We start from the raw sequence: 24,361 nt of genomic DNA, 5'->3' as shown, positions 1-24,361 counted from the left end.
GCTCATGGCGGACGCCGTCGATCCCATCGACCGGACCTCGCGATCAGGCCTGTGGTTGACGGTGGCGCTGGCGCTGTTGGCCGCCTTGCTCGGCGGGTTCAACGGCCTGGGACGTATCGATCAGATCCTGTATGACCGCGCCGTCGGCTTGACCGGGCGTGACATCTCGCCCGACATCCTGATCGTCGCGATCGACGACGCCAGCATCGACGCGCTCGGCCGCTGGCCATGGCGGCGGGCGGTGCACGCCGCGCTGCTGGACCGCCTGCAAGGCGCCCGCGCGGTCGGCCTGGACCTGATCTTCGCCGAACCCGACACCACCCATCCCGGCGACGATGGCATTCTTGCCGACAGCATCCGGCGCAATGGCCGCGTCGTGCTGCCGGTGGTGCTGGATCGCCTGCGGCACCCTTCGTCGATCAGCACGCCCATTCCCGCCCTGGCCCAGGCCGCGGCCGGCAGCGGCTTCATCAACGCCAGCCTGGATGCGGATGGCGTGCTGCGCTCGGCGCAACTGACGACCCGCTACGGCGGCGAACGCTGGCAACACTTCGCGCTGAGCATGCTTGACGTAGGCGGGCAACAGGCCCTGGCCGACAGGCTGCTGCGACACGCCGGCACGGAAGGCAGCATACTGATTCCATACGCCGGGCCGGTGGCGCATACGCGTGCCGTGTCGTATCTGTCGGTGCTGCGCGGCGACGTGCCGGCCGATCAACTGCGCGGCAAGTACATCCTGGTAGGCGCCTGGGCCACGGGCCTGGGCGATGCCTACACCACGCCGGTATCGCATGACGTCAGCGGCATGCCGGGCGTGGAGATCATTGCCAATCTGCTGCAGGCGGCCAATGACGACATCGCCTTCCAGCCGCCCGCCCCCTGGCTCAACGCCCTGTTCTCGGCGCTGCCGGTGCTGTTGGCCTGCCTGGCGCTCTGGCGCCTGTCTCCCAACCTGGCACTGCTGGTGAACATTGCCCTGCTGGCGCTGGTGTTGCTCTGCAGCCTGCTGCTGCTGGGCCACAGCTATCTGTGGTTCGCGCCAACCGCGGCGCTGCTGGGCGTGGCCCTGTGCTATCCGCTATGGAGCTGGCGCAGCCAGGAAGCCGCGCTGCGCTATATGGACAACGAACTGCGGCGGTTGCAACGCGAGTATCCGCCCGTGCTGAATGAAGCCAGGGCACAGTCCGGCGGGCCCAGCGCCTCGCTCGAGAGTCGCGTCGGCGAATTGCGGCGGGCGCTGGCGCGCGTGCGCAATCTGCGGCGCTTCCTGGCCGACGGGTTGGACGGCATGCCCGACGCAACGCTGGTATTCGACCAGGATGGCCGCATGCAATTCCGCAACCAGGCCGCGGTGATGTATTTCCAGCGCTTGGGCATGCGGCCGCCGCGCGTCGGGCATCCGGCGATCCATCTGCTGGAAAAGACCATCGGCGACGAACCGACACGGCAGCGCGTGGCCCAGGTGTTGAGCGGCCAGGGGCCGGTGGCGGAACAGTCACCGTGGAGTGCCGACCTGGAGGTCCGCGACCACGCCGGCCGTGATTTGATCCTGAAGTGCGCGCCGATCCACACGGCCGAAGGCAACTTCGCCGGCACCGTCGCCACGCTGACGGACATTTCCGGCATCCGCCAAGCCGAGCGGCAACGCGAGGAGACGCTGCGCTTCATTTCGCACGACATGCGGGCGCCGCAGAGTTCCATCCTCGCGCTGGTCGAAATGACCCAGGACGGCGCCGCGCCGGATGGCAAAGACGATACCCTGGCGCGCATCGCCGCCCTGGCCAACCGTACCTTGCACCTGGTCGACGATTTCGTGCACCTGACGCGCGCCGAATCGATGGCCATCAGCGCTGTCGACCTGGATCTGGGCAGCCTGCTGCAGGACGGCGTCGATGAATTCTGGGCTGCCGCGCACAAGCGCGGCATCACGCTGGAAGTGATCCCGCCGCTGCCGGTGGCCTATGTACGCGGCGACCAGACGCTGCTGATGCGCGCCTTGAGCAACCTGATCGACAACGCGATCAAGTACAGCCCGCCGCGCACCCGCATTGCGTGCCACATCGACGCGGCGCAGGGCTATTGGCGCGTCCACATCCGCGACCAGGGACAGGGTATCGCGCCAGAGGATCTGGCGCGCCTTTTCGAGCCATTCTCGCGGGTAGGCGTCGCCACACGGGGGGATGTGGGCGGCGCGGGGCTGGGGCTGGCCTTTGTGCGCACCGTGGCGCTGCGCCATGGCGGCGACGTCGAGGTGACAAGCGAGGCCGGCGTGGGCTCGGTATTCACGCTCCGCCTGCCTGTCGCCCCCGAGGAAGCCTCGGCCTAGGGCCGGCAGGGAAGGCGGATCCGCGCCTTATTGGAAAACGTGCGAAATGACGGCGGGTCTGCCGGCCCTGACTTCCAGTGTGGTCCGATAGGGAGGCAGGTCGGCGTTGCGCAGCACCACCTGGTATTTGCCGGGAACCAGGCGCAATTCCTTGACCGGCGGACTGACGCCGCGCGCAACACCGTTGACCCATACCTCGCCCCAGGGCCGGATATCCAGGCGCACCAGAACCGGCGCCGGCTTGGGTTTCGGCGTTTCATCCTGAACCGGCTCCGATGGCGCGGCCGGTTCCTCGACCGCTGGCACGCCGGCCTCGGCCGAGGTAGCCGGCGCGGGCGGAATCGGGCTCGCGGTACCGGCATCGGCCGGGGCGGCGGCTGGCGCCTGCGGCGCGATCGTCATGCCTGCCGCTCCCGCCTCGGGCTCAGCCTGCCGCGATGCTGCGGACAGCGGCGGTCCTGACGGCGCCATGGCCGTTGCCGCAGGGCGGGCCGCCACCGGCGCGGGCGAGGTGACTGGGGGATTCGGCTGCACGACTTCGGAACGGGTGATCACGGCGTTGGTGCCGCCACCGCCGGCACGCATCCAGGCATAGACGCCAGCACCCATCAACGCCACCAGCAACAGCAGCATGAGCAATGGCCGGCCGGCGCCACGCGGCTTGCCGGCGGCCGCCGCCGGCGCGGCGGGAACGGTTGTCGCCGCGGCCCGGGATGCCTCCGGAACGACGGGCACGATTTCGGCATCCGCGGAGATATCCAGCATGGCCGCCAGTTCGCCCAAGGTCTGTGGCCGGTCGGCAGGCTGCATCGCCAGGCCGCGATCGATAGCCTCCAGGAATGCCGGGCTGTACTTCGTCAGGCCCAGCGCCATCAACGGCTCATAACTGTCGGTCGCGCGGCGCTCCGGCGCCGGGGGCGGACGCAGGCCGATGACCAGGGCATGCATGACCGCACAGAGCGCGTAAACGTCGGTCCAGGGACCGCGAGGCCATTGTGCGGAATCGGTATACAGTTCGAAAGGCGCGAACCCCGGAGCCGGCGTCACTCCTGCCCGGCGCGAGCGCGGCACCGCCAGTTCCGGCAGCAGGTGCGCGTGCGCGCCCTCATCCATGCCCACCGTATCCAGGGAAATGTCGCCGCAGATCTCGCCCTGGGCATGCAGCCCCATCAGCGACGGCAGCAGGTCCGCCAGCAAACGCTTGATGCGCGCCTCCGGCACGCCCCCCGCCGAACTGGCGGCGATGGCGCTCAATGGGCGCAAAGCGAGCGGCGCAGCGCCTGAAAAGGGGCTGCGCGGCGTATGCAGGCCGACGGATGAAGACATAATCAAAAGGCTGCGCGACGGGCGCAAGAAATCGGGTTGACGGCTGGTAGGCGGAATATTAGCCAATCCGTTACGTAAGGACATTGCCGAAAATGTCCGAGCGCATCAGGCTGTGGCACGATAGCGTATCGTCAAGTTTCTCCGAATTCGCTGGAAGCCTATGAAAATTCGCCTTCTCTATGGTGCGCTCGGATTATCGTTCGGGCTGGCCGGTTGTTCCGGCCTGAGCGCTACCGCCCCCGACCGCGCCCCCACGCCCGAGGCACTGGAACAGTTGCAACAGGTGCGTGACCAATACATGGCCGGCCATTATGGCGAAGTCATCCGACGGGTAGCGCGCTCCGATGAACTGGCGGCCTCCAGCAAGGCCGTTCGCATCGAGGCGTACAAGCTGCAGGCGTTCAGCTACTGCGTCAGCCGCTATGCACAACTGTGCGAAGACAGCTTCCGCCGCATCCTGCAGATCGATCCCTCCTTCGAACTGGCACCCAACGAAGCTGGCCATCCGATCTGGGGCCCCGTGTTCCAGCACGCCAAGGCCCAGGCGGCCAGATAACCGGGCCCTGCCACGCGCAAAAAAAGGCCGCTGATTCGCATCAGCGGCCTTTTTGCTTCTGGCCTCCCCCGCCCGGACCGCGCGGGGGATATACCGACGCGCGCCGTTACTCGGCGGCGTCCTCGCTACCCAGGTCAGTCGACGGGGCATCGGCGTCCGAACCCACCGTGACCGGCGCGTCCTCGAACGGGTTGGCCAGCTGGCGGGCGGCTTCGCGTTCCGCGGCCTCCAGGGCTTCCTTGTCCTTGCGGGCATGGTGATACGCCAGGCCGGTACCGGCCGGGATCAGGCGGCCGACGATGACGTTTTCCTTCAGGCCACGCAGGTCGTCGCGCTTGCCCATGATGGCGGCTTCGGTCAGGACACGCGTGGTCTCCTGGAACGAGGCGGCCGAGATGAACGAGTCGGTCGACAGCGAGGCCTTGGTGATACCCAGCAGCACGTTTTCGTAGGTGGCCGGACGCTTGTTCTCGGCGTTGACACGGTCGTTCTCGTTCAACAGCTCGGAGCGCTCGACCTGCTCGCCCGGGATGAACTCGGTATCGCCCGCATCGACGATGTTCACACGACGCAGCATCTGGCGAACAATCACTTCGATGTGCTTGTCGTTGATCTTCACGCCCTGCAGACGGTAAACGTCCTGCACTTCGTCGACGATGTAGGTCGCCAGCTTCTCGATGCCCTGCAGGCGCAGGATGTCGTGGGGATCGGCCGGGCCGTCCACGATCATTTCGCCCTTGTTCACCACCTGGCCGTCGTGCACCAGCACCTGCTTTTCCTTCGGAATCAGGAACTCGTGGCTGACGCCTTCCAGGTCGGTGATGACCAGGCGCTGCTTGCCCTTGGTGTCCTTGCCGAACGAGACCGTACCGGTAACGTCGGCGAGCATGCCGGCATCCTTGGGCGAGCGGGCTTCGAACAGCTCGGCCACGCGCGGCAGACCGCCGGTAATGTCGCGGGTCTTTTGCGATTCCTGCGGAATACGCGCCAGCACCTCACCCACGGCAACCTGCTGGCCGTCACGCACGGTGATCAGCGCGCCGACCGGGAACGAGATGTTCACCGAGTGATCGGTGCCGGCGATCTTGACGTCTTCGCCGTTCTCGTTGACCAGCTTGATCTGCGGACGCATGACGATCTTGCCGCCACGGGTCTTGGGCGTGATGACGACCAGCGTCGACAGGCCGGTGACTTCGTCCACCTGCTTGGCCACGGTCACGCCTTCCTCGATGTTCTCGAAGCGGACGGCGCCACCGTATTCCGACACGATCGGACGGGTCAGCGGATCCCACGTCGCCAGGCGCGCGCCGGCCTTCACGGCCTCGCCATCGCCCACCAGCACGGTCGCGCCGTACGGGATCTTGTGGCGTTCGCGCTCGCGGCCGTTGTCATCGAAGATCGCCAGTTCGCCCGAGCGCGAGATGGCAACGCGCTCGCCCTTGGCGTTGGTGACGTAGCGCATGGTGCTGGCAAAGCCGACCACGCCGCTGGACTTGGTTTCCACCGCGCTGGCCAAGGCCGAGCGCGACGCCGCGCCACCGATGTGGAACGTACGCATCGTGAGCTGCGTGCCGGGTTCACCGATGGACTGGGCGGCGATGACGCCAACCGCCTCGCCCTGGTTGACCGACGAGCCGCGGCCGAGATCACGGCCGTAGCAGCGCGCGCACAGGCCATGGCGCGTTTCGCAGGTCAGCGGGGTGCGGACCTTGACTTCGTCCACGCCGATGCGGTCGATGGTGTCGACCATGTCCTCGTCCAGCAAGGTACCGGCCGTGATGGCGGTTTCCTGCGTGTCCGGGTTGACGATGTCCACGGCGGCAACGCGGCCGAGGATACGGTCGCGCAGCGGCTCGATGACTTCACCGCCTTCCACCAGGGCCTTCATGTTGTAGCCCTGCGAGGTGCCGCAATCGTCCTCGGTGATCACCAGGTCTTGCGTCACGTCGACCAGACGACGGGTCAGGTAACCCGAGTTCGCGGTCTTCAGCGCCGTGTCGGCCAGACCCTTACGCGCACCGTGCGTCGAGATGAAGTACTGAAGCACGTTCAGGCCTTCACGGAAGTTCGCGGTGATGGGCGTTTCGATGATCGAGCCATCCGGCTTGGCCATCAGGCCGCGCATACCGGCCAGCTGGCGGATCTGGGCGGCCGAACCGCGCGCGCCCGAGTCGGCCATCATGTAGATGGAGTTGAACGACTCCTGGCGCACTTCCTCGCCGTGACGGTTGATCACGGGTTCGGTGGCCAGTTGTTCCATCATCGCCTTGCCGACCTTGTCGCCGGCCTTGCCCCAGATGTCCACCACGTTGTTGTAGCGTTCCTGGGACGTGACCAGACCCGACGAGTACTGCTTGTCGATTTCCTTCACTTCGCGGCTGGCTTCGGCCAGGATGCCTTCCTTGGCCGACGGGATCAGCATGTCGCCCATGGCGATCGAGATACCGCCACGGGTGGCCAGACGGAAGCCCGACTGCATCAGCTTGTCGGCGAAGATCACCGTGTCGCGCAGGCCGCAACGGCGGAACGACTGGTTGATCAGGCGCGAGATTTCCTTCTTCTTCAGCGCCTTGTTCAGGACGGTGAAGGGCAGGCCCTTGGGCAGGATCTCGGACAGCAGCGCGCGGCCGACGGTGGTCTCATGGCGGCGGATCACCGGCTGCCATTCGCCATTCTCGTCACGCTCGTGTTCCTTCAGACGCACGGTGATGCGGCTTTGCAGCTCGACTTCACCATTGTCGTAGGCACGTTGCACTTCGGCCACGTCGGTGAAGAAGATGCCTTCGCCCTTGCCGTTGATGCGCTCGCGCGTCGTGTAGTACAGACCCAGCACGATGTCCTGGGACGGCACGATCGACGGTTCGCCGTTGGCCGGGAACAGCACGTTGTTCGAAGCCAGCATCAGCGTGCGCGCTTCCAGCTGGGCTTCCAGCGACAGCGGCACGTGGACGGCCATCTGGTCACCGTCGAAGTCGGCGTTGAACGCCGCGCAGACCAGCGGGTGCAGCTGGATGGCCTTGCCTTCGATCAACACCGGCTCGAACGCCTGGATGCCCAGACGGTGCAGCGTCGGCGCGCGGTTCAGCATCACCGGGTGTTCGCGGATGACTTCTTCCAGGATGTCCCAGACCACCGGTTCCTGGCTTTCCACCAATTTCTTGGCGGCCTTGATGGTCGTGGCCAGGCCCATCATCTCCAGGCGATTGAAGATGAACGGCTTGAACAGTTCCAGGGCCATCAGCTTGGGCAGGCCGCACTGGTGCAGCTTGAGCTGCGGACCCACCACGATGACCGAACGGCCCGAGTAGTCGACGCGCTTGCCCAACAGGTTCTGACGGAAACGACCGCTCTTGCCCTTGATCATGTCGGCCAGGGACTTGAGCTGACGCTTGTTGGCGCCGGTCATGGCCTTGCCGCGGCGACCGTTGTCCAGCAGCGAGTCGACGGCTTCCTGCAGCATGCGCTTTTCGTTGCGCAGGATGATTTCAGGAGCCTTCAGCTCCAGCAGGCGCTTCAGACGGTTGTTGCGGTTGATGACGCGGCGGTACAGGTCGTTCAGGTCGGAGGTCGCGAAGCGGCCGCCGTCCAGCGGCACCAGCGGACGCAGGTCCGGCGGCAGCACGGGCAGCACTTCCATGACCATCCACTCGGCCTTGATGCCGGACTTCTGGAAGCCTTCCAGCACCTTCAGGCGCTTGGAGATCTTCTTGATCTTGGCTTCCGAGCTGGTGGCCTTCAGTTCGCCGCGCAGCGTTTCCACTTCACGGTCGATGTCGATGGTGCGCAGCAGTTCACGCACGGCTTCGGCGCCCATCAGGGCACGGAAGTCATCGCCGTATTCCTCGGTCTTGGCCAGGAAATCGTCGTCCGACATGATCTGGCCGCGCTTGAGCGGCGTCATGCCGGGCTCGATCACGCACCAGGCTTCGAAGTACAGCACGCGTTCGATGTCGCGCAGGGTCATGTCGAGCACCATGCCCAGACGCGACGGCAGGCTCTTCAGGAACCAGATGTGCGCGACGGGGCTGGCCAGCTCGATGTGGCCCATGCGTTCACGGCGAACCTTGGCAACGGTGACTTCAACGCCGCACTTCTCGCAGATCACGCCACGGTGCTTCAAGCGCTTGTACTTGCCGCACAGGCACTCGTAGTCCTTGATCGGGCCGAAGATCTTGGAGCAGAACAGGCCGTCGCGCTCAGGCTTGAACGTGCGGTAGTTGATGGTCTCGGGCTTGCGAACTTCGCCGTAGGACCACGAACGGATCTTCTCGGGCGAGGCGATGCCGATCTTGATGGCATCGAATTGCTCGTCTTGCGAGACTTGCTTAAAGAGGTCGAGTAGCGCTTTCATTAGTTACGCTCCAAATCCATGTCCAGGGCCAACGAGCGGATTTCCTTGACCAGCACGTTGAACGATTCCGGCATGCCGGCATCGATGACGTGATCGCCCTTGACGATGTTTTCGTATACCTTGGTGCGACCGGTGATGTCGTCGGACTTCACCGTCAGCATTTCCTGCAGGGTGTAGGCGGCGCCGTAGGCTTCCAGCGCCCACACTTCCATTTCCCCGAAACGCTGGCCACCGAACTGCGCCTTGCCGCCCAGCGGCTGCTGGGTCACGAGCGAGTACGGGCCGGTCGAACGCGCGTGCATCTTGTCGTCGACCAAGTGGTGCAGCTTCAGGTAGTGCATGTAGCCGACGGTGACCGGACGCTCGAACTTCTCGCCGGTGCGGCCGTCGTACAGCCACGCCTGCGTGCGCGAGGGCGTCAGCGCCATGCGCTTGGCGACGTCGTCCGGATAGGCCAGTTCCAGCATCTTGGTAATTTCCTCTTCGGTCGCGCCGTCGAAGACGGGCGTCGCGAACGGCACGCCGTTCTTGAGGTTCTGGGCCATTTCCATGACTTCTTCGTCGGTCAGCTCGTCGATGCGCGCGCCGGTGCCGGTCGTGTTGTAGACCTTGTCCAGGTAAGCGCGGACGTTCTTGACCTGCGCGGTGCGCTCGTCGCGCAGCATATCGGCGATGCGATGACCCACGCCCTTGGCGGCCCAGCCCAAGTGCACTTCCAGCACCTGACCCACGTTCATCCGCGAGGGCACGCCCAGCGGGTTCAGAACGATGTCGGCCGGCGTGCCGTCAGCCATGTGCGGCATGTCTTCGACCGGGGTGATGCGCGAGACCACGCCCTTGTTGCCGTGACGGCCTGCCATCTTGTCGCCAGGCTGCAGACGACGCTTCACGGCCAGGTAGACCTTGATCATCTTCAGCACGCCCGGGGGCAGCTCGTCGCCCTGCGTCAGCTTCTTGCGCTTCTCTTCGAAGGCCAGGTCGAACTGGTGGCGCTTCTGCTCGAGCGATTCCTTGGCCTGCTCCAGCACCACGGCGTGGGGCTCGTCGGCCAGACGGATGTCGAACCACTGCCAGCGATCCAGGTCGGCCAGGTAGGCCTTGGTGATCGTCGCGCCCTTGGCCAGCTTGCGCGGGCCGCCGTTGACGGTCTTGCCGACCAGCATCTTCTCGATACGGTCGAACTGGTCGTTTTCAACGATGCGCAACTGGTCGTTCAGGTCCTGGCGATAGCGGCGCAGTTCATCGTCGATGATGGACTGGGCACGCTTGTCGCGCACGATGCCTTCGCGGGTGAACACCTGCACGTCGATCACCGTGCCGGTCATGCCCGAGGGCACGCGCAGCGAGGTGTCCTTAACGTCGGAAGCCTTTTCACCGAAGATGGCGCGCAGCAGCTTTTCTTCCGGCGTCAGCTGAGTTTCGCCCTTGGGCGTGACCTTGCCGACCAGCACGTCGTCGGCGCTGACTTCGGCGCCGATGTAGGTGATGCCGGAATCGTCCAGACGGTTCAGTTGCGTCTCGGCCAGGTTGCTGATGTCGCGCGTGATTTCTTCCGGACCGAGCTTGGTGTCACGGGCAACGACCGTCAGTTCCTCGATGTGCACCGAGGTATAGCGGTCATCGGCCACGACCTTCTCGGAGATCAGGATCGAGTCTTCGAAGTTGTAGCCGTTCCAGGGCATGAACGCGATCAGCATGTTCTGGCCCAGGGCGAGTTCACCCAGGTCCGTCGATGCGCCGTCGGCCAGCACGTCACCCTTGGCGACACGGTCGCCGCGCTTGACGATGGGACGCTGGTTGATGTTCGTGTTCTGGTTGGAACGCGTGTACTTGATCAGGTTGTAGATATCGACACCGACTTCGCCGGCGACGTTTTCTTCGTCGTTCACGCGGATCACCACGCGCTCGGCGTCGACGTGGTCGACCAGGCCGCCACGCAGCGCCTGCACGGTGGTGCCCGAGTCAACGGCCACGGTGCGCTCGATACCCGTACCCACGACCGGCTTTTCCGGACGCAGGCAAGGCACGGCCTGACGTTGCATGTTGGCGCCCATCAGCGCACGGTTCGCGTCGTCGTGCTCCAGGAACGGAATCAGCGAGGCGGCGACCGACACGATCTGCGACGGAGCCACGTCCATGTAGTGCACGTTGGCCGGGGCGGTCAGCATGGTTTCGCCGGCTTCACGGCAAGCCACCAGGTCGTCCACGAACTTGCCTTCGTCATCGAGCGCGGCGTTGGCCTGCGCGATCACGTAGTGGCTTTCCTCGATGGCCGACAGGTAGTCGATCTGGTCGCTGACGCGGCCGTCGACGATCTTGCGGTAAGGCGTTTCCAGGAAGCCGTACTCGTTCAGGCGAGCATACAGCGCCATGGAGTTGATCAGGCCGATGTTCGGACCTTCCGGCGTTTCGATCGGGCAGACGCGGCCGTAGTGGGTCGGATGCACGTCACGGACTTCGAAGCCGGCGCGCTCGCGGGTCAGACCGCCCGGGCCCAGTGCGGAAACGCGGCGCTTGTGCGTGATTTCCGACAGCGGGTTGGTCTGGTCCATGAACTGCGACAGCTGGCTCGAACCGAAGAATTCCTTGATGGCGGCCGAGATCGGCTTGGAATTGATCAGGTCGTGCGGCATCAGGTTTTCGGTCTCGGCCTGGCCCAGACGTTCCTTGACGGCGCGCTCCACGCGCACGAGGCCGGCGCGGAACTGGTTTTCGGCCAGTTCGCCGACGCAACGCACGCGGCGGTTGCCCAGGTGATCGATGTCGTCGATCTGGCCACGGCCGTTACGCAGCTCAACCAGCACCTTGATGGTCTCAAGGATGTCTTCGTTGGTCAGCGTCATCGGGCCGGTGATATCCTCACCACGGCCCAGGCGGCTGTTGACCTTCATGCGGCCGACGCGCGACAGATCGTAGGTTTCTTCGCTGTAGAACAGGCGCTGGAACAGCGCTTCCACCGCTTCCTCGGTGGGCGGCTCGCCAGGACGCATCATGCGATAGATGGCAACGCGCGCGGCCATCTGGTCGGCGGTCTCATCGGTGCGCAGCGTCTGCGAGATGTACGGGCCACGGTCCAGATCGTTCGTGTAGAGCGTCTGGATGTCGTGCACGTTGGCCGCGCGCAGATTGCTCAGCACGCTTTCGGTGATCTCGTCGTTGGCGTTGGCGATGACTTCGCCGGTGTCGGCATCAACGATGTTCTTGGCCAGCACGCGGCCGTACAGGAAGTCTTCCGGCACGGAAATGCGCTGGATGCCGCCGGCAGCCAGATCGCGCAGATGCTTGGCGTTGATACGCTTGTCTTTCTCGACGATGACTTTGCCGGAACGGTCCGCAATGTCGAAACGGGCCATTTCGCCCTTCCAACGCTCGGGCACGAATTCCATCATGGCGCCTTCGCTCTTCAACTCGAAATTGTCGAAATCGAAGAAGTTGGCCAGGATCGACTCCGGCGTCATGCCGATGGCCTTGCACAGGATCGTGACGGGCATCTTGCGGCGACGGTCGACGCGGAAGAACAGGACGTCCTTGGGGTCGAACTCGAAGTCCAGCCACGAGCCGCGGTAGGGAATCACGCGGGCCGAGAACAGCAGCTTGCCGGAGCTGTGCGTCTTGCCGCGGTCGTGTTCGAAGAACACGCCGGGCGAACGGTGCAGCTGCGACACGATGACACGTTCGGTGCCGTTGATGACGAAGGAACCGGTGCCCGTCATGAGCGGAATCTCGCCCATGTAGACTTCCTGTTCCTTCACTTCCTTGACGGTGGGCTTGCTGACTTCGCGGTCAAGCAGCACCAGGCGGACCTTGGCTCGCAGGGGCGAGGCATAGGTCAGACCACGTTGCTGACATTCCTTGACATCGAACACCGGTTCGCCGAGCACGTAGCTCACGAACTCCAAGCGCGCCATACCGTTGTGACTAACGATCGGGAAAATCGACGTAAACGCCGCCTGCAAACCGTCGGCTACGCGTTCGGACGGGGCGGTATCCGCCTGCAGGAAAGTTAGGTAGGATTGAAGCTGAGTCGCCAGGAGGAAGGGAACGTTTTGAACGTCTTCACGCTTGGCGAAGCTTTTGCGGATGCGCTTTTTTTCGGTGTACGAGTAAGGCATGAGCACTCCGACTCGAGGTTGCATGGGCCGTCAACCACGGCCCCAGGTGATACGACTCCAGGAAACCCCTCTGGAAAGGGCCTGACCCCAGCAGGGGTTTCCTGGAAACGCAAAAGCCCGGGGACGGCAAATTGCGCTGTCCCCGGGCAAATTGACGCAGGTCTTACTTGACTTCGACCTTGGCGCCAGCTTCTTCCAGCTTCTTCTTGGCGGCTTCGGCGTCAGCCTTGGCAACGCCTTCCTTGACGGGCTTCGGCGCGCCGTCGACCAGGTCCTTGGCTTCCTTCAGGCCCAGGCCGGTCAGCTCGCGCACGGCCTTGATGACGGAAACCTTGTTGGCGCCGGCTTCAGCCAGGACAACGGTGAACTCGGTCTGCTCTTCAGCAGCGGCGGCAGCGCCACCGGCGGCCGGAGCGGCCACGGCCACAGCGGCGGCAGCAGCCGACACGCCGAACTTCTCTTCCATTTCCTTGATCAGCTCGGACAGTTCGAGCACGGTCATGCCAGCGATGGCGTCAAGGATTTCAGCTTTGTTAAGTGCCATTTTTAAGAACTCCAAATATTGGGTAATGCCAGGGTTTGGGTGTCGCTCGGTCGTTCAGCGAATTCCGGGAAGGACGGCGATTAAGCCGCGGCCTTCTGGTCGCGCACGGCGGCGAGGCCACGGGCGAACTTGGTCGGAACTTCGTTGAGCGTACGCACGAATTGCGCGATGGGGGCTTGCATGGTGCCCAGCAGTTTCGACAGCAACTCTTCGCGCGAGGGCATGGTGGCCAGGGCCTTCACACCTTCTTGGTTCAGCAGGCTGTTGGGCAGAGCGCCCGCCTTGATGACCAGCTTGTCGTTGCTTTTCGCGAAACCTGCGAGGACCTTGGCCGCCGTGACCGGGTCGGTGCTGATGCCATAGATCAGCGGACCGGTCAGTTGCTCGGCCAACGGCTCGAAAGCCGTGCCGGCAACAGCACGACGGGCCAGCGAGTTCTTCAGAACACGCAGATACACGCCCGATTCACGCGCAGTTTTGCGCAGTACGGTGACAGAGGCGACGTCCAGACCACGGTACTCGGCGATAACAATCGATTGCGCCTTGGCCACTTCGGCCGAGACTTCCTCGATCACCACCGCTTTCTCTTGACGATTGAGACTCACGGTTTGAACACTCCATCAAAAGACGCCTGGGGCCGGAGCCTTGCGCGTCAACCGAATGCGGCGCCTGGTCGAGTTCTTCGGGTAAAGAAATCTTCCTGGGGACGCCGTCTACGCTGGATCCGAACTATGCAAGCTTCGGGATTAAGCGGATCAGCAGGGTACTGCTTCCAGCGGAAGGAGGACCTTCGCGCCGACCTGCTCCAGCGGTCTTTGACAGCAGCATCCGGAGGAATCCGGATGCGGCCCAAAGTACGTTTACAGCTGTAGGCTTAAGCAGCCGACAGCGAGGCAATTTCCACGCGCGCACCGCCGCCCATCGTGGACGAGACGGCCAGCTTGCGCAGGTAGATGCCCTTGGCAGCGGCGGGACGGGCCTTTTGCAAGGCGTCGACCAACGCGGCCAGGTTGGTTTGCAGCTGTTCCACGTCGAACGACGCGCGGCCGATCGTGACGTGGATGATGCCGGCCTTGTCGGTACGGTACTGGACCTGACCGGCCTTGGCGTTCTTGACGGCGGTGGCGACGTCGGGCGTCACGGTGCCGACCTTCGGGTTCGGCATCAGGCCACGGGGACCCAGGACCTGACCCAGGGCACCCACGACACGCATCGTGTCGGGCGAAGCGATGACGATGTCGAAATCCATCTGGCCAGCCTTGATGCGCTCGGCCAGATCGTCCAGACCGACGATGTCGGCGCCGGCGGCCTTGGCGGCCTCAGCCTTGTCGCCCTGGGCGAACACGGCGACGCGAACCGTCTTGCCGGTGCCGGCGGGCAGCACGACCGAACCGCGGACCAGTTGATCCGACTTCTTCGGGTCGATGCCCAGCTGCACGGCCACGTCAATCGATTCGTTGAACTTGGCGACAGCGGTTTCCTTGACCAGGGTCAGGGCTTCGGCGACCGGGTACAGCTTGGTGCGGTCGATCTTTTGCGCAATGGCGGCGGCGCGCTTGCTCAGTTTTGCCATGATTAGATCCCCTCAACCGTGATGCCCATGCTGCGGGCGCTGCCAGCGATCGTGCGGACGGCGGCGTCCAGATCAGCGGCGGTCAGATCGGGGCCCTTGGCCTTGGCGATTTCTTCAGCTTGCGCACGGGTCAGCGTGCCGACCTTGTCGGTATGCGGCTTGGACGAACCCTTCTGCACGCCGGCGGCCTTCTTGATGAGGACCGTCGCGGGCGGGGTCTTCATGATGAAGGTGAAGCTCTTGTCGGCGAAGGCGGTGATCACCACCGGAATCGGCAGACCAGGCTCCATGCCTTGGGTCTTGGCGTTGAACGCCTTGCAGAATTCCATGATGTTCAGGCCACGCTGACCCAGGGCCGGGCCAATCGGGGGGGAGGGGTTAGCCTTACCAGCCGGCACTTGCAGCTTGATAAAGCCGACGATCTTCTTCGCCATGCTTTGCTCCTTGCGGGTTATATCGCCCTAGCGCGAGGCCAGGGCTCCCCGGGGTTTGAAATCAGGTCTTTTCGACCTGGCTGAAATCCAGTTCGACGGGAGTGGCACGACCGAAGATCGTGACAGACACGCGAACCTTGCTCTTTTCGTAGTTGACTTCTTCGACGTTGCCGTTGAAGTCCGCAAACGGACCTTCCTTGACCCGAACCATCTCGCCCACTTCGAACAGGATCTTGGGGCGGGGTTTCTCGACGCCCTCTTCCATCTGGGAGAGGATCTTTTCGACTTCCTTCTCGGAAATCGGGGTCGGACGATTGCCCGAGCCACCCAGAAAGCCGGTGACACGGTTGGTGTTCTTGACCAGGTGCCACGTTTCGTCGGTCAGGTCCATTTCAACCAGGACGTAACCGGGGAAAATGCGGCGCTCGGTGATCGACTTCTGGCCACCCTTGACCTCGACGACTTCCTCGGAGGGCACAAGAATGCGGCCGAAAGACGTTTGCAGGCCCGCGCGCTCGATGCGCTCGTTCAGGGCCTTGTGTACGCTTTTTTCCATGCCGGAGTACACATGGACGACATACCAACGCTTACTCATTCGCCGTCCTTATTTCCAGCCCAACAACAGGCCGTAGAGAATCCATTCGATGCCCTTGTCGAGCACCCACATGAAAATGCCCATGACCGCCACGAACGCGAAAACGATGCCCGTCATCTGGGTCGTTTCCTTGCGCGTGGGCCAGGAGACACGCTTGACTTCGTTGTACGACTCGCTGGCAAAGCTCAGGGTGCGACGGCCGGGTTCGCTGAACCAGGCGATCACGGCTGCGATCACGAGACCGCCGACAAAGACGCCGATACGAGCAGGCATCGGTTGCGCGCTGAGCACGGAAAACCCGACGATGCCAGCAATAACGACAAGAACCGCCAGCCCGAGCTTGACCCGGTCGGCGGTACTGGTTACGGTTTCTACGCTGGTATTAGACATATTGCGACGCGAGCCGCCGTGAATGCGTAACTCGCGATGATCTCCCGCGGGTTTATCCTGGCGGTGGCAGGGGCAGTAGGAATCGAACCTACAACCTTCGGTTTTGGAGACCGACGCTCTGCCAATTGAGCTATGCCCCTAAAACACTCACATTCACGTGCACTTCGCTTTTCGTTCCAGGCAAACCGCCACGCGCAGCAGCTTGCGGAACCATACATCATACTACTTTTACAGCAAAGATGGATAGAGGGACTTGAGAGTCCACTCTACCCACCCGGGTATTGCTTACTTCAGGATCTTGGCGACGACGCCGGCGCCGACGGTACGACCGCCTTCACGGATGGCGAAACGCAGGCCTTCTTCCATGGCGATCGGGGCCAGCAGCTTGACGGTCATCGTCACGTTGTCGCCCGGCAGAACCATTTCCTTGTCGGCCGGCAGGTCGATCGTGCCCGTCACGTCCGTCGTGCGGAAGTAGAACTGGGGACGGTAGCCGTTGAAGAACGGGGTGTGGCGGCCGCCTTCTTCCTTGGACAGGATGTACACCTCGGACGTGAAGTCCGTGTGCGGGGTGATCGAGCCCGGCTTGGCCAGAACCTGGCCGCGCTGGACGTCTTCACGCTTGGTGCCGCGCAGCAGGATGCCCACGTTGTCGCCGGCTTGACCTTGGTCCAGCAGCTTGCGGAACATTTCCACGCCGGTGCAGGTCGTCTTGACCGTCGGCACGATACCGACGATTTCGATTTCTTCGCCGACCTTGATGATGCCGCGTTCGATACGGCCGGTCACCACGGTGCCGCGACCCGAGATCGAGAACACGTCTTCGACCGGCATCAGGAACGCGCCGTCAACGGCACGCTCGGGCGTCGGGATGTAGGTGTCCAGCGCTTGCGCCAGCGACAGGATCGCTTGCTCGCCCAGTTCGCCCTTGTCGCCTTCCAGCGCCAGCTTGGCCGAACCCTTCACGATCGGGGTGTCGTCGCCCGGGAAGTCGTACTTGCTCAGCAGTTCGCGAACTTCCATTTCCACCAGCTCGAGCAGCTCGGCGTCGTCAACCATGTCGGCCTTGTTCAGGAAGACGATGATGTACGGCACGCCAACCTGGCGGCTCAGCAGGATGTGTTCACGCGTTTGCGGCATCGGGCCGTCAGCGGCCGACACAACCAGGATCGCGCCGTCCATCTGCGCCGCGCCCGTGATCATGTTCTTGACGTAGTCAGCGTGGCCCGGGCAGTCAACGTGCGCGTAGTGACGCGTTTCCGTTTCGTACTCGACGTGCGCCGTGTTGATCGTGATGCCGCGAGCCTTTTCTTCGGGAGCCGCGTCGATCTGGTCGTAGCCCTTGGCTTCGCCACCGAACTTGGTCGACAGAACGGTCGTGATGGCCGCCGTCAACGTCGTTTTGCCGTGGTCAACGTGACCAATCGTACCCACGTTCACGTGCGGCTTGGTACGTTCAAACTTGCCTTTTGCCATGGCTGACTCCTGACCTGGATTGCGCTTTTGACTGAAGCTGCTGACTGAAGAAAAGACTTTGGAATTTGTGGTGCCCATGGCGCGGATCGAACGCGCGACCTCTCCCTTACCAAGGGAGTGCTCTACCACTGAGCCACATGGGCATGTGTACTGCTTGGAGCGGGTGAAGGGAATCGAACCCTCGTCGTAAGCTTGGAAGGCTTCTGCTCTACCATTGAGCTACACCCGCGGCTGTCCTTTCACCACCTCACTATCTATCCCAGACTTTCAAAACGAAGGCCTTGGAAAACCTGCCGCCTTCGTTGCGAAGGCCGCCCAGTTCACTAGGCCTGCATTTTAAAATCCAGGCAAACATCGCCTGGATTCAGGTTTGGGTCTCTGGTGGAGGAGGTTGGATTCGAACCAACGTAGGCGCAAGGCCAACAGATTTACAGTCTGCCCCCTTTAACCACTCGGGCACCCCTCCAGCGGAGAACTTGAGATTATGAACACTTTCAAATCCGCTGTCAAACGCCTGGGACGAAAAATATTCAAAACTTTCGTTCTGCCTGCCGCATTTGCGCGCAGAGGGGGCGAAGCTTACAAGATTCCGCGAACGGCTGCACGAAAAAGTTCGGCGTACTGGTCCGCGGTGTAGGCGACGGGGTTGGTGCCGCCGGACGGATCCTCGCTCGCCATGCGCCCTACCCGCTCGGCCTGCGCGTCGTCGATGCCGATGTCGGCCAGGGTGTGGGGGATGCCGATGGACTCGCGCAGGCCCAGCACCCAGTCGAGCACGGCGCCCGGACGATCGTCCGCAAGCGCCAGGTAGCGCGCCAGCGCCTGCAACCGCGGCGCGATCGCGTGCTGGTTGGCCTTGAGCACGTAGGGCATCAGGATGGCGTTGAGCATGCCATGGTGTGCGTCGTACAGCGCCCCCAGCGGGTGCGCCAGCGCATGCATCGCCCCCAGGCCGCGCTGGAACGCGGTGGCGCCCATGCTGGATGCCACCAGCATCTGATGGCGCGCCTGCAGATCGGCGCCGTCCGTCACAGCCAGCGGCAGGTATTCCTTGATCATGCGCATGCCTTCCAGCGCGATGCCGGCGGCCATCGGATGAAAGAACGGCGAACAGTAGGCTTCGAGATTGTGCGACAGCGCATCCATGCCGGTCGCCGCCGTGATGCGCGGCGGCAGGCCGACGGTCAGTTCGGGGTCGAGGATGACAATGGCCGGCAGCATGCGCGCGTGGAAGATGATGCGCTTGACCTGCGCCGCCTCGTCGGTGATGACGGATGCGCGCCCCACTTCCGAGCCGGTGCCGGCGGTGGTCGGCACCGCCACCACCGGCGCCATGCCGGCAACGTTCACGCGCAGGTAGTTGTCGCCCACGTCTTCGAAGTCCCACAGGGGACGCTTCTGCCCGGCCATCAGCGCAATGGCCTTGGCCGCATCCAACGCCGAGCCGCCGCCGAACGCGATGACGCCGTCGTGGCGGCCCTCGCGATAGCGCGCCACGCCATCGTCCACATTCCTGCCGGTGGGGTTGCCCTTCACTTCGTGGAACAGGCCGCATTCGAGTCCGGCCTGGCGGCAGCCGCGCACCGCGTCGGCGATCATGGGCAGCGCGGCCAGGCCTGGGTCGGTGACCAGCAGCGGCCGCGCCATGCCGAGTTCGCGGCACCAGTCGGGCAGTTCCTCGATGCGGCCGGGGCCCGCCTTGATGGCGGTGGGATAGTTCCAGTTGACGCTGGGGACGGTCATGTCGGCTCCTGGTCGCGCGCTCAGGCGTTGCGGCGCAAATGGAAGGATTTGGCCTGGGTGAGTTGTTCGTAGCCGACGCGCGACAACGAAACGCCGCGGCCGGTGTGCTTGACGCCTGTCCACGCCAGCGCGGGATCGAGATAGTCGCAGCGGTTCATGAAGACGGTGCCGGTGTGCAGCTGGCGGCCGAGATGCAAGGCGGCCTGCTCGTCCTGCGTGAAGACGGCGGCGGTCAGGCCATAGGGGCTGTCGTTCATCAAGGCCACGGCTTCTTCGTCGCTGTCGACCGGCATCACGCCGACCACCGGGCCGAAGCACTCGTCGTTCATCACGCGCATGCGGTGATCCACCTGCGTCAACAGCGCCGGCGCCACGTATGGCGTGCCGGCGCGCGCGGCGTCAAAACGCGTGGCGTCGACCAGGTTGCGGGCGCCGCGGGACTCGGCCTCGGCAATCACTTCGCGCACCTCATCGGCGGCGCGCGTGCGCACCACCGGCCCGAGCGTGGTGTCTGGCTGCAAGGGATCGCCCAGCACGTATTCGCGGGTCAAGGCCGCGGCGCGGTCGATGAAGTCCTGGTAGCGCTCGCGCGCCACGTAGATACGCTGGATGCCGCAGCAGGACTGGCCAGAGTTGAAGAAGGCGCCGTCCACCAGCGTCTCGACCGCATGCGCCAGATTGGCGTCGGCGCGCACGTATGCGGGGTCGTTGCCGCCCAGCTCCAGGCCCACGCCGATGAATCGGCCGGCGGCGGCCTGTTCAACGCTCTGGCCGCCGCGCACCGAGCCGGTGAAGGACACGTAGCCGATCTCGGGTGCGCGGATCAGGCGCTGCGCAATGTCGTGATTGGCGTGCAGATACTGGAACACGCCGCGCGGCACGCCGGCCTCGCTGAAGGCGCGGTCGATCAGTTCGGCGCACAGCGGGGTCTGGTCGGAATGCTTGAGGATGACGGTGTTGCCGGCCATCAGCGCCGGCACGATGCTGTTGACCGCCGTCAGCAATGGATAATTCCACGGCGCGATCGTCAGCGCCACGCCGATCGGCTCGCGGCTGATGAAGCGCGTGAAGCCCGCCAGTTCCGGCACCTGGATCGGCGCCAGCGCTTCTTGCGCAATGCCGATCATGTGGCGCGCGCGCTGCTCGAAGCCATCCACTTCACCGGGCGTATAACGCAAGGGGCGTCCCATCTGGATCGTGATGGCATGCGCGATCTCCGTCTTGGCGGCGACGAAGCGCGATACCGCGTCGGACAGGATGCGGCCGCGCTGCTCGATGCCGAGCGCGTGCCACGCGGCCTGCGCGGCCTGCGCGTCAGCCAGCGCCTGCGCAACCTGCGCCTCGCTGGCGTAGGAGCGGCGCACGACTTCGCGCCCGTCTATGGGACTGATGGTGATGAGTTCCTGCGTCATGGCGACCCTGTGCATGCGTGGTGAATGAAGGAAGCGGCGGCGTTCAGATGATCTCGAAGTAGCGGGCCAGTTCCCAATCGGTGACGTGGCGGCGGAACTGGCGTTCTTCCCATTCGCGCGTGGCGGCGTAGTGCTCGACGAAAGCATCGCCGAACAGCTCGCGCGCCGCCTCCGACTGCCGCAGGCGCTGCGCCGCCTCCCACAACGTGGTGGGCAACCGTAGGTGTTCGGGGAACTGCTGCGTGTAGGCGTTGCCCTGCACCATCGGTTCGGGTTCGAGGCCCTGCTCGATACCGTACAGGCCCGACGCCAGCGCGGCGGACAGCGCCAGATACGGATTGGCGTCGGCCGAGCCGATGCGCACTTCGACGCGTTGCGACTTGTCGCTGCCGGGAATCAGGCGCAGCGCGGTAGTGCGGTTTTCCATACCCCAGGTGGCGTCCAGCGGCGCCCAGTAGCCCGGCACCAGGCGTGAATAGCTGTTGATGGTCTGCGCGTAGAGCGCCATGAATTCGGGCAGGTAGCGCTGCACGCCGGCCATGAAGGCCGTCTGCGTCGCGCTCATGCCGTGCGGGCGCGATTCATCGTAGAACGCCGAGCGGCCGCTGGTGCGGTCGCGTAGCGACAGGTGGATGTGGCCGCTCTGGCCGGGATGATCGTGCGACCACTTCGCCATGAAGGTGGCCATCAGGCCGTTCTGCTGTGCCAGCGCCTTGGTGAAGGTCTTGAAGAGGAAGGCCTTGTCGCCAGCGGCGCTAGCCTGGTCGACGGCGATGGCCGCTTCCAGCACGCCGGGCCCGGTCTCGGTATGCAGGCCTTCGATCGGCATGTCCATGCGCTCGCACATGTCGAGCAGCTTGCGATAGAAATCGCCCTGCACCGTGCTGCGCAGCATCGAATAGCCGAAGTTGCCGGGGGTCCAGTTCTCCATGTCGCGGTAGTGCTTGGCGCGCACCGAGTGCGGCGTTTCGCGGAACATGAAGAACTCGTATTCGAGCGCGGCATAGACCTCGAAGCCCATGCCGGCGGCGCGGTCTAGCGTGCGGTGCAGCAGGCGGCGCGGGCAGATGTCGGCCGCGGGGCCGTCGAATTCGGCCAGGAACAGCAGCATGTCTTCGCCGCCGGGCCCCTGCTCCAGCGGCAGCCGGCGGCATGTGCTGGGCACGATGCGCAGCTGCGCGTCGGGATACGCCGTGTGCCAGCCGGTGTACTTGGCGTTGTCGTAGAGCTGGTCGTCCAGATCCCAGCCGAACACGACGTCGCAGAACGCCAGCCCGCCGCGTAGCGCGGCCAGGAACTTGTCGCGCCTGACGTACTTGCCCAGCATGACGCCATCGACGTCGGACAGGCCGATCTTGATATGCGAGAGCGTACTGGCCTGGACCAGCCGCTCCGCGTCTTCCACCGTTGCTACCCCTAGTGCATGCATGGCTCGTTCACCTTGTCGTGGCTGAAGCGTTGCGTTGACGTGCGGGGTCGCGGGGCGCGGTGTTTCAGGTCACGGCCGCCCCAGCGCCCGCATCGCCTCGCGATGCAGTTGCGGTGTGGCGGCCGCGATCACGCGGCCCTGCGACGCGAGGCCTAACGGCTGCCCCGACCAATCGGTAATGACGCCGCCCGCGCCTTCGATCACGGGCATCAGCGCCAGATAGTCATAAGGCTGCAGGCCGGCCTCGACCACCAGGTCGACATGGCCGCTGGCCAGCAGCCCATAGCTGTAGCAATCGCCACCGTAGCGACGCATGCGCACCGTGCCGGCCAGCGTGTCGAACGCGTCCAGGTCGGGGCCGTCGAATATGTCGGGCGAGGTGGCGTAGAGGATGGCCTGGTCCAGCTGGGTGCAGGCGCTGACCCGGCAGGGCTCGCCGTTCAGGCGAGCGGGCGAACCGCTGGCGCCCAGCCAGCGCTCGGCCATCATGGGGATGTCGATCAGTCCCAGCACCGGGCGGCCGCGATGCAGCAGCGCCAGCAATGTGCCCCACAGGGGATTGCCTGAGATGAAGGCGCGGGTGCCGTCGATGGGATCGAGCGACCACACCCATTCGGCCTCCGCATGGCTGGCGCCGTATTCCTCGCCGAAGATGCCATGGTCCGGGTAGTGCTGCGCGATGGTCTCGCGCAAGGCTGCCTCGACCTCGCGGTCGGCCCGGGTGACGGGACTTTCGTCCGCTTTGGTTTCCACCGTCAAGGGGTGGCGGAACCACTGGCGCGACAAAGGCCGGACCTGATCCGCCAGCGTCTGGGCGAACGAGGAAAACACGGCCAATTGCTGCGCGGTAAGCGGCGGCGAAGTTTGCATGACGAGCTCCGAGGCGTGGCGCGGCGCAGAAAAACCCATGCGATTCGGGTTTTTCCAGTCTAGACACGTTGCCACAAATTTGCAAATATACCTAAAAACGCAACCCGGGAAACGCAACGTTTCCTCGCGCAACTTTACCGCCCCGCCGTTCGCAGAAAAGCAGCTCATCGCCGTTGCCGTGTATTCCTTTCCGGAGTTCCATCATGCAATGTAAGAAGAAGCTTGGTCTTGTGGTTGCAGTAATTTCCCTAGGTTTCGCCCAGGCCGTCCATGCCGGCGCCATCACCGTCTATACCGCGCTGGAGGAAGACGAGATCGCCGCCTACTTGAAGGCGGCCAATGCCGCCATGCCGGACGTGAAGGTGAACGTGCTGCGCCTGTCCACCGGCGATCTGGGCGCGCGCCTGATCGCCGAGGCGGACAATCCACAGCAGGACGTGATCTGGGGCTTCGCCGTCAGCAACATGTTGGACCCGCGTCTGCAGAAGCTGCTGGAGCCGTATGCGGCCAAGGGCATCGACGCCCTGCCGGCGCAATACAAGGCCGCCGACAACAAGTGGTTCGCCGCCACCGGCTATGTGGCCGCGTTCTGCGTCAACACCGACCGGCTCAAATCGAAGAACCTGCCGCTGCCAACCTCGTGGGAGGATCTGACCAAGCCGGTCTACAAGGGCGAGATTGTCATCCCCAGCCCGGCGGCATCCGGCACCGGCTATCTGCAGATCGTGGCATTGCTGCAGGGGCTGGGCGCCGAGAAAGGCTGGGCGCTGCTCAAGGACTTGGACAAGAACGTAGCGCAGTACACGTCGTCGGGCTCGCGCCCCTGCAAGATGGCGCGCGCCGGCGAGTATGCAATCGGCGTGTCGTTCGCGTTTCCGGCGATGCAGTCGATCGAGGAGGGCTTTCCGGTGAAGATGGTGATCCCGTCGAAATGGGTCGGCTATGAACTCGAAGCCTCCGGCCTCATGAAGACCGCCAAGAATCCCGCGGATGCCAAGCGTTTCCTCGACTGGACGCTGTCGGCGCAGGCCGGCGAGCTGTACAGCAAGTACAAGGAACTGGTGACGATTCCGGGCGCCGCCCCCAACAAGGCGGCCGAGGCCGCGGGCCTGCCCAAGGACCTGACCGCCGTGCTGTACCCGGTGGACTTCCAGAAATCGGCGGCGGAACGCGACACCACCATCAAGACCTGGCAGGAAACCATCAAACGCTGACGGCGCGCGC

Annotated in this window: 17 protein-coding genes and 4 tRNA genes; 3 read left to right on the top strand and 18 right to left on the bottom strand. The window is 64.3% G+C overall.

From position 1 onward, the window contains the following. The first annotated feature begins 4 nt into the window (after positions 1-4). Positions 5-2,326, top strand: a complete 2,322-nt coding sequence (locus K2W61_RS08830) for a CHASE2 domain-containing protein (protein WP_175141051.1) — start codon at positions 5-7, stop codon at positions 2,324-2,326. A 27-nt stretch (positions 2,327-2,353) separates the two neighbouring features. On the opposite strand, the gene K2W61_RS08825 is transcribed toward K2W61_RS08830, so the two are convergent. Beyond that, a complete protein-coding gene (locus tag K2W61_RS08825; RefSeq protein WP_236755453.1) occupies positions 2,354-3,652 on the bottom strand; it encodes a serine/threonine-protein kinase in 1,299 nt (432 codons plus the stop codon). Positions 3,653-3,812: 160 nt separating this feature from the next. Here K2W61_RS08825 and K2W61_RS08820 point away from each other — a divergent pair, with 160 nt between their 5' ends. Further along, positions 3,813-4,208, top strand: a complete 396-nt coding sequence (locus K2W61_RS08820) for a TssQ family T6SS-associated lipoprotein (protein WP_175133220.1) — start codon at positions 3,813-3,815, stop codon at positions 4,206-4,208. A 106-nt stretch (positions 4,209-4,314) separates the two neighbouring features. On the opposite strand, the gene rpoC is transcribed toward K2W61_RS08820, so the two are convergent. The 17 genes from rpoC to hisN all read right to left on the bottom strand — a co-directional run bounded on the left by rpoC (position 4,315) and on the right by hisN (position 23,137). Further along, on the bottom strand, positions 4,315-8,559 hold the full coding sequence (gene rpoC / locus K2W61_RS08815) for a DNA-directed RNA polymerase subunit beta' (RefSeq protein WP_175141053.1): 4,245 nt from the start codon (positions 8,557-8,559) through the stop codon (positions 4,315-4,317). Then, on the bottom strand, positions 8,559-12,671 hold the full coding sequence (gene rpoB / locus K2W61_RS08810) for a DNA-directed RNA polymerase subunit beta (RefSeq protein WP_175133222.1): 4,113 nt from the start codon (positions 12,669-12,671) through the stop codon (positions 8,559-8,561). The genes rpoC and rpoB overlap by 1 nt, the downstream gene beginning before the upstream one ends. Positions 12,672-12,834: 163 nt before the next feature. After that, the gene (gene rplL / locus K2W61_RS08805; protein ID WP_006389590.1) at positions 12,835-13,215 is read right to left on the bottom strand and encodes a 50S ribosomal protein L7/L12; all 381 of its coding nucleotides are present in this window, start codon (positions 13,213-13,215) and stop codon (positions 12,835-12,837) included. An 80-nt stretch (positions 13,216-13,295) separates the two neighbouring features. Then, positions 13,296-13,820 (bottom strand): 50S ribosomal protein L10, encoded by a 525-nt coding sequence (gene rplJ / locus K2W61_RS08800; RefSeq protein ID WP_175133223.1) that lies wholly within the window; start codon positions 13,818-13,820, stop codon positions 13,296-13,298. A gap of 269 nt (positions 13,821-14,089) precedes the next feature. Beyond that, positions 14,090-14,788: a 50S ribosomal protein L1 gene (gene rplA / locus K2W61_RS08795; protein WP_236755451.1), complete on the bottom strand. Its 699-nt coding sequence runs from the start codon at positions 14,786-14,788 to the stop codon at positions 14,090-14,092. Between the two features lie 2 nt (positions 14,789-14,790). Beyond that, entirely contained in the window at positions 14,791-15,222 is a 432-nt protein-coding gene (gene rplK, locus K2W61_RS08790; protein ID WP_006389587.1) for a 50S ribosomal protein L11, read from the bottom strand. A 61-nt stretch (positions 15,223-15,283) separates the two neighbouring features. After that, complete coding sequence (gene nusG / locus K2W61_RS08785) at positions 15,284-15,817, bottom strand: transcription termination/antitermination protein NusG (RefSeq protein WP_006389586.1); 534 nt, start codon at positions 15,815-15,817, stop codon at positions 15,284-15,286. A 9-nt stretch (positions 15,818-15,826) separates the two neighbouring features. Beyond that, the gene (gene secE / locus K2W61_RS08780) at positions 15,827-16,207 is read right to left on the bottom strand and encodes a preprotein translocase subunit SecE (protein ID WP_006389585.1); all 381 of its coding nucleotides are present in this window, start codon (positions 16,205-16,207) and stop codon (positions 15,827-15,829) included. A 64-nt stretch (positions 16,208-16,271) separates the two neighbouring features. Then, positions 16,272-16,347 (bottom strand) — tRNA-Trp (locus tag K2W61_RS08775). Between the two features lie 145 nt (positions 16,348-16,492). Beyond that, the gene (gene tuf, locus K2W61_RS08770; RefSeq protein ID WP_236755450.1) at positions 16,493-17,683 is read right to left on the bottom strand and encodes an elongation factor Tu; all 1,191 of its coding nucleotides are present in this window, start codon (positions 17,681-17,683) and stop codon (positions 16,493-16,495) included. 68 nt (positions 17,684-17,751) lie between these two features. Then, a tRNA-Thr gene (locus K2W61_RS08765) sits at positions 17,752-17,826 on the bottom strand. Between the two features lie 12 nt (positions 17,827-17,838). Beyond that, a tRNA-Gly gene (locus tag K2W61_RS08760) sits at positions 17,839-17,912 on the bottom strand. A gap of 150 nt (positions 17,913-18,062) precedes the next feature. After that, positions 18,063-18,149 (bottom strand) — tRNA-Tyr (locus tag K2W61_RS08755). 113 nt (positions 18,150-18,262) lie between these two features. Beyond that, positions 18,263-19,426: an iron-containing alcohol dehydrogenase gene (locus tag K2W61_RS08750; protein WP_175141054.1), complete on the bottom strand. Its 1,164-nt coding sequence runs from the start codon at positions 19,424-19,426 to the stop codon at positions 18,263-18,265. A gap of 20 nt (positions 19,427-19,446) precedes the next feature. Beyond that, positions 19,447-20,838, bottom strand: a complete 1,392-nt coding sequence (locus tag K2W61_RS08745) for an aldehyde dehydrogenase family protein (protein ID WP_236755449.1) — start codon at positions 20,836-20,838, stop codon at positions 19,447-19,449. A gap of 43 nt (positions 20,839-20,881) precedes the next feature. Continuing rightward, positions 20,882-22,267, bottom strand: a complete 1,386-nt coding sequence (locus K2W61_RS08740) for a glutamine synthetase family protein (protein WP_175133227.1) — start codon at positions 22,265-22,267, stop codon at positions 20,882-20,884. 69 nt (positions 22,268-22,336) lie between these two features. Next, positions 22,337-23,137: a histidinol-phosphatase gene (hisN, locus tag K2W61_RS08735; RefSeq protein ID WP_175133228.1), complete on the bottom strand. Its 801-nt coding sequence runs from the start codon at positions 23,135-23,137 to the stop codon at positions 22,337-22,339. Positions 23,138-23,340: 203 nt separating this feature from the next. Between hisN and K2W61_RS08730 the strand changes: the two genes are divergently transcribed. After that, a complete protein-coding gene (locus K2W61_RS08730) occupies positions 23,341-24,351 on the top strand; it encodes an ABC transporter substrate-binding protein (RefSeq protein ID WP_175141057.1) in 1,011 nt (336 codons plus the stop codon). Positions 24,352-24,361 lie beyond the last annotated feature (10 nt).

This window comes from Achromobacter pulmonis (genome assembly GCF_021733725.1).
GTDB lineage: Bacteria > Pseudomonadota > Gammaproteobacteria > Burkholderiales > Burkholderiaceae_B > Achromobacter > Achromobacter pulmonis.
Note: the sequence above shows the minus strand (reverse complement) of the source record. Positions and strands in the feature narration are given on the sequence as shown.

Excerpts from the sequence above, each read along its gene's own strand:
- K2W61_RS08750 (WP_175141054.1), bottom strand. The coding sequence starts at position 19,426 with ATGACCGTCCCCAGCGTCAACTGGAACTATCCCACCGCCATCAAGGCG.
- K2W61_RS08820 (WP_175133220.1), top strand. The coding sequence starts at position 3,813 with ATGAAAATTCGCCTTCTCTATGGTGCGCTCGGATTATCGTTCGGGCTG.
- rplL (WP_006389590.1), bottom strand. The coding sequence starts at position 13,215 with ATGGCACTTAACAAAGCTGAAATCCTTGACGCCATCGCTGGCATGACC.
- rpoB (WP_175133222.1), bottom strand. The coding sequence starts at position 12,671 with ATGCCTTACTCGTACACCGAAAAAAAGCGCATCCGCAAAAGCTTCGCC.
- rpoC (WP_175141053.1), bottom strand. The coding sequence starts at position 8,559 with ATGAAAGCGCTACTCGACCTCTTTAAGCAAGTCTCGCAAGACGAGCAA.
- tuf (WP_236755450.1), bottom strand. The coding sequence starts at position 17,683 with ATGGCAAAAGGCAAGTTTGAACGTACCAAGCCGCACGTGAACGTGGGT.
- rplK (WP_006389587.1), bottom strand. The coding sequence starts at position 15,222 with ATGGCGAAGAAGATCGTCGGCTTTATCAAGCTGCAAGTGCCGGCTGGT.
- K2W61_RS08830 (WP_175141051.1), top strand. The coding sequence starts at position 5 with ATGGCGGACGCCGTCGATCCCATCGACCGGACCTCGCGATCAGGCCTG.
- rplA (WP_236755451.1), bottom strand. The coding sequence starts at position 14,788 with ATGGCAAAACTGAGCAAGCGCGCCGCCGCCATTGCGCAAAAGATCGAC.
- K2W61_RS08730 (WP_175141057.1), top strand. The coding sequence starts at position 23,341 with ATGCAATGTAAGAAGAAGCTTGGTCTTGTGGTTGCAGTAATTTCCCTA.
- nusG (WP_006389586.1), bottom strand. The coding sequence starts at position 15,817 with ATGAGTAAGCGTTGGTATGTCGTCCATGTGTACTCCGGCATGGAAAAA.
- K2W61_RS08825 (WP_236755453.1), bottom strand. The coding sequence starts at position 3,652 with ATGTCTTCATCCGTCGGCCTGCATACGCCGCGCAGCCCCTTTTCAGGC.
- secE (WP_006389585.1), bottom strand. The coding sequence starts at position 16,207 with ATGTCTAATACCAGCGTAGAAACCGTAACCAGTACCGCCGACCGGGTC.
- K2W61_RS08740 (WP_175133227.1), bottom strand. The coding sequence starts at position 22,267 with ATGCATGCACTAGGGGTAGCAACGGTGGAAGACGCGGAGCGGCTGGTC.
- hisN (WP_175133228.1), bottom strand. The coding sequence starts at position 23,137 with ATGCAAACTTCGCCGCCGCTTACCGCGCAGCAATTGGCCGTGTTTTCC.
- K2W61_RS08745 (WP_236755449.1), bottom strand. The coding sequence starts at position 20,838 with ATGACGCAGGAACTCATCACCATCAGTCCCATAGACGGGCGCGAAGTC.